Origin of the sequence: Aquimarina aggregata (genome assembly GCF_001632745.1) — a bacterium.
Lineage (GTDB): Bacteria > Bacteroidota > Bacteroidia > Flavobacteriales > Flavobacteriaceae > Aquimarina > Aquimarina aggregata.
In genome coordinates this window covers 597,002-609,406 of the sequence record NZ_LQRT01000002.1, presented here as the reverse complement: position 1 = coordinate 609,406, position 12,405 = coordinate 597,002, and the positions used below count along the sequence as shown (strand labels likewise).

At 29.2% G+C, this 12,405-nt stretch carries 17 protein-coding genes; 4 read left to right on the top strand and 13 right to left on the bottom strand.

The genetic code is table 11. From position 1 onward, the window contains the following. The first annotated feature begins 1 nt into the window (after position 1). Positions 2-703 carry a LytR/AlgR family response regulator transcription factor gene (locus tag AWE51_RS04475; protein WP_066310044.1) on the top strand — a complete coding sequence of 234 codons (702 nt, stop codon included), beginning with the start codon at positions 2-4 and terminating at the stop codon, positions 701-703. A gap of 147 nt (positions 704-850) precedes the next feature. Then, entirely contained in the window at positions 851-1,723 is an 873-nt protein-coding gene (locus tag AWE51_RS04470; protein ID WP_066310042.1) for a tetratricopeptide repeat protein, read from the top strand. Between the two features lie 51 nt (positions 1,724-1,774). Here the strand turns inward: AWE51_RS04470 and AWE51_RS04465 are convergent, their stop codons facing one another. Both AWE51_RS04465 and AWE51_RS04460 read right to left on the bottom strand, forming a co-directional pair. Further along, positions 1,775-2,485, bottom strand: coding sequence for a LytR/AlgR family response regulator transcription factor (locus tag AWE51_RS04465; protein WP_066310040.1), 711 nt, complete (start codon positions 2,483-2,485; stop codon positions 1,775-1,777). Next, on the bottom strand, positions 2,482-3,495 hold the full coding sequence (locus tag AWE51_RS04460; RefSeq protein WP_066310038.1) for a sensor histidine kinase: 1,014 nt from the start codon (positions 3,493-3,495) through the stop codon (positions 2,482-2,484). Before AWE51_RS04460 ends, AWE51_RS04465 begins: the two co-directional genes overlap by 4 nt. A 203-nt stretch (positions 3,496-3,698) precedes the next feature. Between AWE51_RS04460 and AWE51_RS04455 the strand changes: the two genes are divergently transcribed. Beyond that, on the top strand, positions 3,699-4,553 hold the full coding sequence (locus tag AWE51_RS04455; protein WP_066310036.1) for a DUF5694 domain-containing protein: 855 nt from the start codon (positions 3,699-3,701) through the stop codon (positions 4,551-4,553). A gap of 71 nt (positions 4,554-4,624) precedes the next feature. Here AWE51_RS04455 and AWE51_RS04450 read toward each other — a convergent pair whose 3' ends face one another. From AWE51_RS04450 to AWE51_RS04425, 7 genes are all read right to left on the bottom strand, one after another. Beyond that, on the bottom strand, positions 4,625-4,999 hold the full coding sequence (locus tag AWE51_RS04450) for a DoxX family protein (protein WP_066310034.1): 375 nt from the start codon (positions 4,997-4,999) through the stop codon (positions 4,625-4,627). A 38-nt stretch (positions 5,000-5,037) separates the two neighbouring features. Beyond that, entirely contained in the window at positions 5,038-5,430 is a 393-nt protein-coding gene (locus tag AWE51_RS04445) for a hypothetical protein (RefSeq protein ID WP_066310032.1), read from the bottom strand. Between the two features lie 9 nt (positions 5,431-5,439). Further along, on the bottom strand, positions 5,440-6,093 hold the full coding sequence (locus AWE51_RS04440; protein WP_066310030.1) for a peroxiredoxin-like family protein: 654 nt from the start codon (positions 6,091-6,093) through the stop codon (positions 5,440-5,442). A gap of 98 nt (positions 6,094-6,191) precedes the next feature. Continuing rightward, on the bottom strand, positions 6,192-7,055 hold the full coding sequence (locus AWE51_RS04435) for a helix-turn-helix domain-containing protein (protein WP_066310028.1): 864 nt from the start codon (positions 7,053-7,055) through the stop codon (positions 6,192-6,194). Positions 7,056-7,118: 63 nt separating this feature from the next. Further along, positions 7,119-7,940, bottom strand: a complete 822-nt coding sequence (locus AWE51_RS04430; RefSeq protein ID WP_066310022.1) for a GNAT family N-acetyltransferase — start codon at positions 7,938-7,940, stop codon at positions 7,119-7,121. 12 nt (positions 7,941-7,952) lie between these two features. Next, positions 7,953-8,126, bottom strand: a complete 174-nt coding sequence (locus AWE51_RS26365; protein WP_157766015.1) for a hypothetical protein — start codon at positions 8,124-8,126, stop codon at positions 7,953-7,955. 11 nt (positions 8,127-8,137) lie between these two features. Beyond that, on the bottom strand, positions 8,138-8,848 hold the full coding sequence (locus AWE51_RS04425; protein WP_066310020.1) for an aspartate/glutamate racemase family protein: 711 nt from the start codon (positions 8,846-8,848) through the stop codon (positions 8,138-8,140). Between the two features lie 168 nt (positions 8,849-9,016). Here AWE51_RS04425 and AWE51_RS04420 point away from each other — a divergent pair, with 168 nt between their 5' ends. Further along, positions 9,017-9,901: a LysR family transcriptional regulator gene (locus AWE51_RS04420; protein ID WP_066310013.1), complete on the top strand. Its 885-nt coding sequence runs from the start codon at positions 9,017-9,019 to the stop codon at positions 9,899-9,901. A 42-nt stretch (positions 9,902-9,943) separates the two neighbouring features. Here the strand turns inward: AWE51_RS04420 and AWE51_RS04415 are convergent, their stop codons facing one another. The 4 genes from AWE51_RS04415 to AWE51_RS04400 are packed head-to-tail and all read right to left on the bottom strand — an operon-like array spanning position 9,944 to position 12,290. After that, on the bottom strand, positions 9,944-10,282 hold the full coding sequence (locus AWE51_RS04415; RefSeq protein WP_066310010.1) for a hypothetical protein: 339 nt from the start codon (positions 10,280-10,282) through the stop codon (positions 9,944-9,946). Then, positions 10,279-10,845 carry an RNA polymerase sigma factor gene (locus AWE51_RS04410; protein WP_066310008.1) on the bottom strand — a complete coding sequence of 189 codons (567 nt, stop codon included), beginning with the start codon at positions 10,843-10,845 and terminating at the stop codon, positions 10,279-10,281. The genes AWE51_RS04415 and AWE51_RS04410 overlap by 4 nt, the downstream gene beginning before the upstream one ends. Next, positions 10,838-11,164, bottom strand: a complete 327-nt coding sequence (locus tag AWE51_RS04405; protein WP_066310005.1) for a DUF6249 domain-containing protein — start codon at positions 11,162-11,164, stop codon at positions 10,838-10,840. Before AWE51_RS04405 ends, AWE51_RS04410 begins: the two co-directional genes overlap by 8 nt. 10 nt (positions 11,165-11,174) lie before the next feature. Beyond that, the gene (locus tag AWE51_RS04400; protein ID WP_066309998.1) at positions 11,175-12,290 is read right to left on the bottom strand and encodes a serine hydrolase domain-containing protein; all 1,116 of its coding nucleotides are present in this window, start codon (positions 12,288-12,290) and stop codon (positions 11,175-11,177) included. Positions 12,291-12,405: the final 115 nt, after the last annotated feature.

Sequence of the window (12,405 nt, the reverse complement as noted above, 5' to 3'; positions counted from 1 at the left end):
TATGGTTAGATGTTTACTTATTGATGATGAATCTCCAGCAATTAGTTTGCTTAAAAATCATATAGAAATGCTAAATGATCTAGAAGTAGTAGGAAGCTGTCATAGTGCTATTGAAGCTTTCGAGATTCTTAAAAAAAAGAGAGTTGATTTGGTTTTTTTGGATATTGAAATGCCCGTTTTAAAAGGGATTGATTTTTTAAAAACACTTAAATCACCGCCAAAAGTTATAATTACTACTGCCTATAGAGAATATGCGTTAGAAGGATATGACCTGGATATTGTAGATTATTTATTAAAACCGATATCATTTGACAGATTTATAAAAGCAGTAGACCGTTACTACGAACGAACACCTGGTGTTTCTACAAATCCGGTTGAATTGACATCAAATGATGCCTTTTTCTTTGTAAATGTAAATAAGAAGCATATTAAGATATGGTATAATGATGTTCTCTATATAGAGAGTTTAAAAGACTATATAAAGATTCATACAACTCATCAAAAAATAGTTGTAAAGAGTAATATCGGCAAAATAGAACCCCAACTTCCTGAAGAACATTTTGTTCGAATACACAGGTCATATATTATAGCAATTGATAAGATTACTGCCTATACTCAAAAAGATATTGAAATAGATAATATCGAAATCCCTATTGGATCTAGTTATGCTGCAAAAGTTTTTGCACTTTTATCGCATACTTAACTATAAATAGCGAGTATTAGTATATAAACAGTATTCTTATATACATTTCTGCCTTCTATCATTGTTTATACATGCATTTTCTACTTTTAAGAAATGACTTTTGTTTCCTTTATAATTTGGCTTTCAAAATAGTTAAAACATATTAATATGAGCCGTATACTACATTTAGTTACTTTAAGTCTTTTACTAGGTTTCTTTTCTTGTCAATCTCAAAAAACAGAACGTCAATTAGAAGATGAATTTGTGCAAAAGTATGCTCCCGAAAATTTAAATACACATGGGTTTACCTTAGCTGTAGATTCAAAAGTTCCGGAAGTACATCAACTTTTTAATGATTTAGAAGCAAATTTCTTTTTCTATGGAGATAAAAAAGAATTCGAAAAAAAAGCAGAAAGAATAATAGAATTAGATCCCAATTATCCCAGTGGTATTTTGATGAAATCATTTTATGTAACTGATACTACAGAATACAAAAATATGGTTACCAAAGCGTATTTATTATCGAAAAAATCAACATTGAAATCAGAACAATATATATTACAAGCAGAATATTCTCTATTAGTTGAAGACGATTATAAAAAAGCACAAAAGTATTTTCAGAAAGTAGTGGATTTATATCCAAAAAGTCCTGCCGCAATATGGTCATTAGGTATGGCATATTATTATAATAAAGAATATGATAAAGCTTTAGAATGTTATCGAAAAAGTACAGAGTTTATTCCTCACCTACCTAAAGGATATGAGTTTATGGCAGCAGTTTATTATCGTAAGAAAAACTATCGTAAAGCTATCGAATATATAGAAAAGGCTAAAAAATATGGAGCAAAACCTCAAAACGACATCTATTTTGCAGAGTTTGAAAGTTTTATTTATTACCGAAATAAACAATTCAAAAAAGCTATGCAATATGTAGAAAAAGTTCGTGAGTATGGAGAAATCTTTAAAAACAGCAAGGATTTAGACAGAGCTTATAACTTATCCAAAGCCAAATTAGATTCTATCAAATTATCAAAATCTTAAACAATTAAGTGATGACTAGTTATAGAAGCTAAATGCTGTAACTAGTTATCACTATAATATATTCTTATCAATTTTCTTAAAAAAATCAGTTTTATAGGTGTTTCCCAAGGGTAACTCGTTTCCATATATCTGCACAGTAGTAGAACTTGTTTTATCGATATGCGCTATAGAAACTACATATGACTTGTGAATTTGAATAAATTTGTGATTGGGTAACGTTTCATATATATGTTTTAAGGTATTATATGTAATTATTTGCTTATTTGTTAAGTGAATTGCTACATAATTTTTTAAACCTTCTATATATAAAATATCATCTACATATACTTTTTCAAGATTGTTTTTACCATCTGTTTTTATAAATACATAATTTGTTGCGGAGGATTCTGTATGTTTAACCTCCGTATGAGGTTTCAATTTTGACACAGCTTTATAAAACCGTTCAAAATCAAAAGGTTTTAATACGTAGTCTATTGCATTTAAATCATAGCTTTCTAAAGCAAATTGGGGGTAAGCTGTAGTAAATATTATTTTGATTTTAGAATCTATAATTTTTGATAATTGAATGCCTGTTAAATTTGGCATTTGAATGTCTAGAAACAACAGATCAACATTTTGCTTTTCCAAAATTTCTAAGACGGCTAAAGAATTTGTAGTTGTAGTGATCAATTCCAAAAAGGAAACTTTAGCTATATGTTTTTCTAAAAGCCTAATTGCAGGTGGTTCATCATCTACTATAATACATTTAATTTTTTCAATCATAAAGGAATTTTAAGATATGTACTAAAATATGGATGATTCGTAGTATAGTTCAAGCTGTAATTACCGTTGAATAATGTCGTTAGTCTTTTTTGAATATTTTTAGTGCCAATTCCCGATTCCATATGTTTATCCGAAGATGTCATTTTATTTTTTGTGGTCAATTCTAGGCTTTTTTTCGTGATATTAATTTCAATTTGCGCTGGAGCTTCTTTATCATTTATAACACCATGTTTAAAAAGGTTTTCTACAAAATGTATTAAAATCAGCGAAGGTATTTGTTGACCTGTAACCTCCCCTTTTAAACTAAAGCTAACAGACAATTCATCCTCATAACGTTTCTCAAAAAAGTGAATATAATCTTTTAAAAATATAATTTCATTTTCTAAGGAAACAAAATCTTGTTGAGATTCATAGGTAACATAACGTAAGAGTTCTGATAATCTGTGGATATCTTTGGCTGTATTAGGTTTATCTTCTATCAATTCTACATAAAAGGCATTTAATGTATTAAATAAAAAGTGAGGGCTTATTTGCGATTTTAATAAATCAAGTTCAGCCCTGCTATGATCCTTTTCTTCGATAAACTTAATAGTCAAATATATTAATGTACTATAAAGAATAGTTGATATTGCATAATATGAATTATCAAAAACATAATAACTTAATTTTCGAGAATCTTCATAATAATTATGCATTCCTGTAAATTGAAATAAAACAATTTCTTGAAGAAAGTATCGTACTCCGGCAAAAAGTAATATCAGTACTAAAAGAGCTATCCCAAATTGGAGAATGCTCTCCTTTTTTAGATATTTAGGACAAGTAATTCTAAAATTAAGAAAATAGATTACTATTGAAGATATATAAAAAGTAACATTTAAAGCTAAATATATTGGTTCAAAGTTTTTTAAAAGGCGTTCTTTTCCTCCTAATACAAAATCTTCAAAATACCCCATTAACAAAAGCACCAAAGCAATTGCTATATGATATAACCATTCTTTTTTTAATTTCATATAGCTAAGTTATTTTTAAAAAATGAATTGAATAGGTTTTAAGGACAAACATATTACTATACATGACAAAACCATAATGACACACAACATAAATATTCGTTTTGTTTACGTCACCTTTTATAAAGTACGTTATATCGTTGGTATTAAAAGTATATAGTCTGTCTATTTACCAAGTAGTTTTGAGGTAAACAATACTATATATTATGAAATACTTATTCTTCTACATCACTTTACTATTAGTTTCTTGTCACCCCAATAAAATCGAAGAAAAATCAGATATTCTTCAAGAATCAAATAAAGATAAGCTACAAGTATTGCTTATTGGTTCAAGCCATTGGAACAATTATCAAAGTGAAGGTCTAGACGTGGTACAAACCAATGAAGTAGATATACTATCTAAACAGTACCAAAATGATTTAGAGCTAATAGTTAGTAAAATCAAAGCTTTCAATCCAGATAAAATTTTCGTGGAAAGAACAATTAATTATCAACCTAAACTAGATTCTTTATACAATTTGTACAAGACAACAAATTGGGGTGACAGAAGGCGAAATGAAATATATCAATTAGGTTTTAGGACAGCCAAAATGTTGGGACATCAAAAAGTATACGGAGTTGACCATAGAAATACGTCGTTTCCTTATGATAGTTTGATAAAAACAATGAAAAAGGCAGGGCAAACAAAACTTATTACAGCTTTTAATGAAGATATCGAACAATATGAAAAAACATTTAATACATTTATTTCTGAAAAGAAATCATTACAAGAAATACTCTATTTCCTTAATGATAAACAACAACGTAAATCTAATTTTGATTGGTATCTAAGTGGTGCAAATAAAGGAGGGGGTATAAATGAAAATGTAGGTTCTTTTCTTACAGCAGAATGGGTGAAAAGAAATATCTATATTTATGGATCAATTCAAAAATATACCGAACCAAAAGATCAACGGATAATGGTTCTCATGGGGGCTGGTCACATAGCAGTTCTCGAAAGTCTAATGTCTCAAAGTAGTTCAATGCAAATAATTGAATTAAAGGATCTTATGAATAATTAGTTAATTTATTAGTTTAAATGTAATTTATATCCTCATCTACTTAAGTTTTTAAATAGATGAGGATAAAAAACCTAGTTAGTTTTTGCTCTGTTTACAAAAACTTTACGTTCATAAATTCTAGAAATTAGTATAGTAACGATTGCAATTATTGAAGGCATCCACTCCCCGTCTCCAATCATTTGATGAGCAAAAAATGCCAAAACAGCATCAAAAAAGAAACCTGCATAAGCCCATTCTTTTAAAAGCGTAACTTTTCTACTTAGAATAGCTATTAATCCTAAAATCTTTGCAATAGCCAAAGGATAAATTAACCATGTAGGAAACCCAAGGTTTTCAAAAAAACCAGAAGCCCTTTCATAATTAAACAAATACATCCCTGCAGAGAAAGAAAATACTAGAGTCATTAACCCTGTAGCAATCCAATATATTATTTTGTTCGTTTTCATTATATTCTATATTTAATTCAAATCTTATTATTCTATTTTTAGTCAATTGCCTGCGAAAAAATCACTTCTCGTGTCACTTGCCAACGATCATCTTGCCAAATAAGATCAATACTAAGTACCAATTTTCGTTCTTCTTCTGTAAGTTTAACTTTTCTTGTAATCAAACAATGAGCAGATGTTTCATTAGCTTCAATATGATTAAATTGAGCCCAAGTATTTAGGGGATCTTCATTATTATCACGTTTTGTTTGAAATAGGCTTTTAAATGCATTTTTATCTGCCATCATTAGTTCTCCTTGTTCATCGATCATAATAACCTGAAGATCTTTATGATAAATCACCTCTAGTTGATCTACATCAAAGCTTGTTCCTGCTTTGATTAAGTTTTCTATAGTTTCTTTTACTGCAATTGTATGTTTATTCTCGTTCATTTTGTTCTTTTATTTGTTTCTATTATTTTTTATAAACTCTATTAATTCTTTGGGTTCTAATCTTGTCATATGGTTTTCTTCGAAGTATCTAAATACAATTTCAAAATCTTTGTTTATTACATAAATTGCTGGTACCGGAAGCTCGAAATTGTAATTATTGTGTCTGGTAGTTAGGTCAATACCAAAGTTGACATATTCTTTTTTTAACGCATCATTTAATGTAAATGCGATTCCCATCGCCTTCATCATAGTAGCATTAATGTCACTTAACACGGGAAAGGATATAGAATTTTTAGTAGAAGTTTCTAATGCAATTTCAGGATTTTCTGGACTAATAGCTATAATATCCGCTCCAGCAGATATGAAATCTTGTCTTAAATTTTGATACGCTCTTAATTCTAAATTACAATATGGGCACCAACCACCACGATAAAAATTTAGAATCAAAAAATCATGATGCATAAACTCACTAAGACTTCTTAAATTGTTATTATTATCTAAGAGCTTAAGGTTTGGAACAATATCCCCTTCTTTAAGGCCTTTTTGCTTGAGTTTACTAGATTTTATCTCTTCGATACCATCCAATAGAACCCGTGCAATTGCTTTAGGTATTTTCTCAAAACCAGTATCGCTTATTTGTGTCAATTGTTGTTTTAATGTCATCTCTTTTTTTTTGATGACGCAAAACTAACCCACAAATAAGGGTCAAGCGTAACCTATCTTAGTTTTAAAATAGTCAATCTATAACCGCAAATATAATTTTAGATTTGTTTTTCGAATCTATTTGGTGTAGTGCCTGTAAATTTTTTGAAGAAACGAATAAAATTAGATGGTTCACGAAAACCCATTCTAAATGCTATTTCTTGAGTAGTATATTTTTTCTCAGAAAGATTACGTTTTATTTCGAGCAGTAACCAATTGTCGATAAAAGCTTTTGCTGTTTTGTTTCCTAATTCTTTGCAAATGTCATTAAGATACTTATAAGATACCCCCATATGCATAGCGTATTCCTTTGCATTATGGTTTTCTTGATAATGCTTGCTTATTAATACTTTAAATTGAATAAAGTCTTTAAATCGCTTACTTTCAAAAGTCTCATGTTGATATACTGTTAGCCTTTTAATCTGTATAAGTAATGAAACAAAAATAGTTCTAACAAAATCCGATTTAAGATTATTATTTGTGCTTTTCTGCACTTGTAACAATAAATCGATAAAAGGAAGAAGGTAAGAAACATTCTCCTGGCCAATAAGTAAATTAGAGGTGTGATATAAATGAAGAAAATGAAAGAGGTTTTTTTCACTTATATTTTCGGTCATAAAGGATTCATCAAATGAGATGATATATCCTTCAACCAAGAGTTCTTTCTTAAAGAAATGAACTTGATCTTTTACCAATGGTATCAATACTCCGGGAGATAAAATATGCTCTTTAAAATCCGCAAAGTGAACACTTCTTCCATTAGTTATGATCATCAATGCATTAAATTTAATTCTATGTGAAGCAAATAAGTCTACGGTATGATCTTGAAAGCGGTCATAAAGTTCTTTAAAAGAAAGAATCTCAAAAGGGATTGGTTGTCTGGCAACTTCTGAATATAGTATGTTTTCTATATGTTCTTCCAATTAATCTTATGAAATAAGTGACTCATTCAAATATACTGTAATGTTAAAGATATACAAGTTCTTTTAAATTCTAAGGTCCATTTCAAATTGATCAATAGTATTAAGTATACCCATACTTTTGATAAAGCTTAGTTTAGAATCTAATGCTTCGTCAACATTATTTATTTTTATGCTATTGGTCATACGTTTAATAGCAGAAAATAGCCTAATCCAATTATCCTTTTGATCTATAAAAACATCAAATTGTGCCAAATATCCATTAGTTGAATTTATTACGAAATAAGCTATTTCATTTTCGTTCATAACAAGACTATAATACTCATAATCTCCTCTTTTTAATGTTTCTATGTGATTATCCCAAGAATACATCTTTTGTGGTATTGTATGCCTATCAAAAAAAGAAACATCTACTTGTTTTAGTTCAAAATCATTTAGTTGATCTTTTAAAAGTAACTCTCCATTATAACATTTGTAGCTTTTACTAATCCTGAACCCAATACGTTTATAGGCTTTTACAGCAATTGTGTTATCCTTAATGACTTCTAAAGAACATTTAGTAACACCATTTTTTTTAAACTTTGGGATAGCATGCTCATATAGTTTGTACACTATACCTTTTCTTCTATACTCTGGAATTATACCTGTACCCGTATTAAAAGCTATCAAATCCTTATCTCGTTTGTCTATAGCATTAATAATAAAACCAACTATTTTATCATTATCAAACATTCCAAAAGATAAATCAAAGCAAACATTAGCCATCTTCCAACGATTTCTATAGTATTGATGATCTTCTGGCATTTTCATATAGTAATTTTCAAATGCTTTTAAAAAACAATTCATCAAAATTTTAAAATCAATAGTATTTAGACTTTTTATGATCATCAGAATAATAGATTATTTATAAAACGTACGTTTTTTATCCTTTGTATTGTTAGCATATGCACAACAATCTGCATATAATAATCCAGACATTCTAGCGATATACTCTCTTAAAAAAGCACATATTACCTTTCTAAGTTTAGTAAAAATACTTGAATATTGCCGTTTTGGTTCTATTATTTTCATCATTATACTTGTGATTAAGTTAAAGAAACTGCCCATTCTACTGCCTTATACGCATGGATTTTGGCGGTATCAAAAGTCGGGATACTTAATGCTTGATCAGCAATTAACATCGGTATTTCTGTACATCCTAAAATAGCACCTTCTGCTCCTTTACCCTTCGAGCCTTCAATAACTTGGCATAAATACTTTTTAGACTTTTCTGTAAATATTCCTTTTACTAATTCATTGTAAATAATGTCATGAATAGTTTGTCTTTCCTGAGTTTCAGGAACCATTACTTCAAGACCGTATTTATCTTCTAAAGTACTAGTATAGAAATCTTTTTCCATCGTATATTTAGTTCCTAAAAGCAGTACTTTTTGCAATTTCTGCTGCTGTATTTTTTCTCCAGTGGCATCTGCAATATGTAGTAAAGGAATCGCTACACTTTCTTTTATTTTATCACTAACCAAATGAATCAAATTGGTACACAATAGTATACTATCAGCTCCTGCTTTTTCTAGTTGCTTAGCACTTTTAGCCATTACAACTCCGATACCTTCCCAATTGTTCGCAAATGTCATTTTTTTGATCTCTTCAAAATTTACAGAAACCATGATGAGTTTTGCAGAATGAGAATCACCCAAAACCTCATTCATTCGTTTATTGATTATTTCATAATACAGTTTAGATGATTCCCAGCTCATTCCACCAATTAATCCTATTGTTTTTGATTGCTTTTTCATACTAAATGGTTTTATAACACATTATTACTATTTGATTTATTGACTTTATACAGTGTAAATTTATTGTAGAATACACGTATAAATCAGATTGATCATTGAGTACTTTTGTAGTTGTGATTGATTTTTTTTCAACTACTGCCAAATCGATTGTATTGTATCTTTGTATTTATGGAATTAAAATATTTTAGACTTATAAAAACGATTGTAGAAGAAGGTAATATAGCTAACTCTTCAGAACGTCTATTTTTAACTCAATCCGCTTTAAGTCATCAATTAAGAGAGCTTGAGGACAGATTAGAGTTTAAAGTTTTTTATCGTTCACGAAATAAATGGCAATTAACAAAAGAAGGACAAGAACTTTATACCTTGGCAAATACTCTGTTTAGTGCTATTGACAAAAGTTTTGATAGGATAAGTCACCTAAATGCAGGATCTAAGGGAAAAATAAAATTAAGTGCAGAGTGTCAATCATTTTTTCATTCTATTCCTAAGTTTATACAAAAAATGGGGATTCTTTATCCTGAAATTGATATAGAATTAAGCCTGGGTGCTACACATCAAACTATTTCGCAAATATTAGCAAATGAGATAGATATTGCTATTGTTACTACTAAACCCATATCAGAAGAATTGTCGAGTACAGAAATATTTAAAGATGAAATTTTTGTATTAATGCACAAAGAGAACCCATTAAGTACTTTACCGTATTTAGAAGCCAGCCATTTTGCTAATGTTCATTTATTAATAAATTCTTTCCCGTTAGAAGGTGTTTTTGTTTATGAAAATTTTTTAAAACCAAACCAAATCAATCCTATCAAAATTTCTGCGATTCCCTTTACTGAAACTTCATTATCTATGGTAAATGCTAATATGGGAATTATTTGCGCACCTAAATGGCAACTAAAACCTTTTAAACTATCTGATGACCTTATTTATAAGCGTATTGGAAAACATGGTTTAAAAAGAAAACATTATGTCGTTGTAAAGCAGGAACAAAGAAGTAAAAAATATATCCATGATTTTCTATCAAACTTTGAAGATGACTTTCTATAAATCCTTAAGAATCTTTATTACTGCTTCTACTTTTTAATTTTATTATTTGTTCAATACAGTTTTCTTAGTACTCAGCTTCACTAAAGTATTAATATAGTACAGAAACACTGTGGTAACTATAAGAAAAATAGGCATTTTAGGGATATTACTGATTGATCCTAAAAATCCATTTTCTACATGAATAAGCTTAAAAAGAATAAACGTTAGAATTAATACCAATGCGGTACAAGCTATAAATACAGTTTTAAACGACCACCAGATTGAAGGTGATTTGGCAGAGTGCTTATCTTCTATAGTTTGCATTAAGTTATTAATAAAATCATCTGATGTATTAATTGTACTTTTCTTAAGCAACTGTCTTAATTTTTCTTCTTCGTTCATAATAAATTTTTTAGATCATTCCCTAATATTTTTTTCAATTCGGCATACATATTCTCTCTTCCTCTATGCAAATCGACTTTAATCTTTGAGCTCTTAAACCCTGTAATATTTTCTATCTCTTTAATACTAGATTCACATAGATAAAAAAGCCTAAGTACTAAAGCCTCATCAGGTCGTAGTTTTTCTAAAGCGAGATTAATATACATTTTTTGATCAGACTCAAGCGTTACATCTTTTCCTTGCGTATCTAGATTTATAGTAATAGCATCTATTGTTACGGTATGTTTTTGCTTTTTTAGCTCATTATAACTCGTATTAACAACAATTCTATACAACCATGTTGAAAATGATGCTTTAAACTTAAAAGTATTTAGTTTAGCATACACTTTAATAAATACCTCTTGTAGTACATCTTCGGCTATTGTTTTATCTTTCAAAATAGAACATGCAAGAGAAAGTGATACATCTTTGTACAAATAGACCAATTGTCTAAATGCAGTTGTATCACCTTCATTTATTTTACGAATTAACTCGTAATCGTATTGTTTCTTAGAATTACTCAAGTTTCTTTCTTATAAAATGAGTAATCACGGATCCTGCAGCTCCAAAAATTAGAATTGTTCCCCAAACCAATAGGTCTGTAGTATCTTCAGATAAATTGAACATCGTAAAAATCGATGATACTAATAAACCAACTCCTAAACCAAAAACAATACATCCAATATCCAAATACTTATACTTAGTATTGTTTTGTTCTAGGTTTATACCTTTATCTATCATTGCTTTTTTTATTAAATAGGTATATCGCGCTATAATAAAAACAACAAGTATGGCTGTTACAGAAAGTAATACTAATCCAAAAAATTCATTTAATTCATTCATATCTATATTTTTAAAAGTGTGTGCCTATAATTTTTTCTAAGGTTTGTAATAACGGAAATAAGTTGTCAGAGTTTGCAAACATTACAAACCCATATTTTTGTTTTGGAATAAACATACTGTAAGCTTGAAAATCATGATTATTACCTGTATGCAGGTGCATTAATCCATTGGGAGTAGGTTTTTGTGCAAATCCCAAACCCCATCCTGTTTGTCCTGTTTCTTTTAAAAGTTTACTTTCTTTTTTAAAATGATTATGTTCTTTAAGCATTTCATCTCTAGTAGATGTTTTAATGTTTTTAGGGTTCATCATTTCGATTAAAAATAAAGCATAGTCTTCTGCATCTGATTGTAAACTATAGCCTGGACCAACTTTTTTATCTCTATGAATTTCTGGATTTACTTTACCTTTCATGTGTCCTTTGGCTACATTCTTTTCAAGAACATCGTTCCATGTATAAAAACTTCTATCCATACCTATCGGATGTGCTACTTCTTTAAGAAATAGACTATCTAGTTTACTTCCCCAACCAATACCCATTTTTGTTCCAAAGGCAGCACCTAAATGTTGGTAAGCCTCGCCTGAATATGAAAAATCAGTACCTGGTTCAAAAGCAATTGTAATAGGTTTTCCTTTTACCCAATTTGGGATCCCTGTGCCATGAGATAATATGATTCTTGGTGTTAATTTTTGATATGCCTCAAAGGATTCTTTAGCAATTACTCCGTCAGGAAAAATAGCCTTAAGATAAGGATATATTGGTTTATCAAGATCCAGATCTCCATTCTCAACCATTTTCATTAAGAAATACGCAAAAAGTGGTTTAGATAAAGAAGCTCCTTCAAAAATCGTATTCTTCGTTACTTGTTCTTTTGTTTTTAAACTCGTTACTCCAAAAGTATTATGATAAACAATATTATGATCATTAATAATTGCTATGGAGAGACCTGGAACTCCAATAGAGTCCATTGCAGATTTAATATACGTATTTAGTGTAGTGATTTTTACATTATCGCCATTAGGAGTTTTTAAAGTCGAAGTAATATTTTGACCTATACATCCACCTATACTAAAGGTAAAAAACAATACAAGATATAGATATTTTGATTTTCTTTTTGATTGATTCATCTTATTAAATTTTAATGTGAGTACTATATTTTTGCGAATTCACATGTATTTGACAAGATGACTTTAAAAAAGGTTACAAAAGTTATGAAATCTCTTAAGATTTGCTTGTTTTATG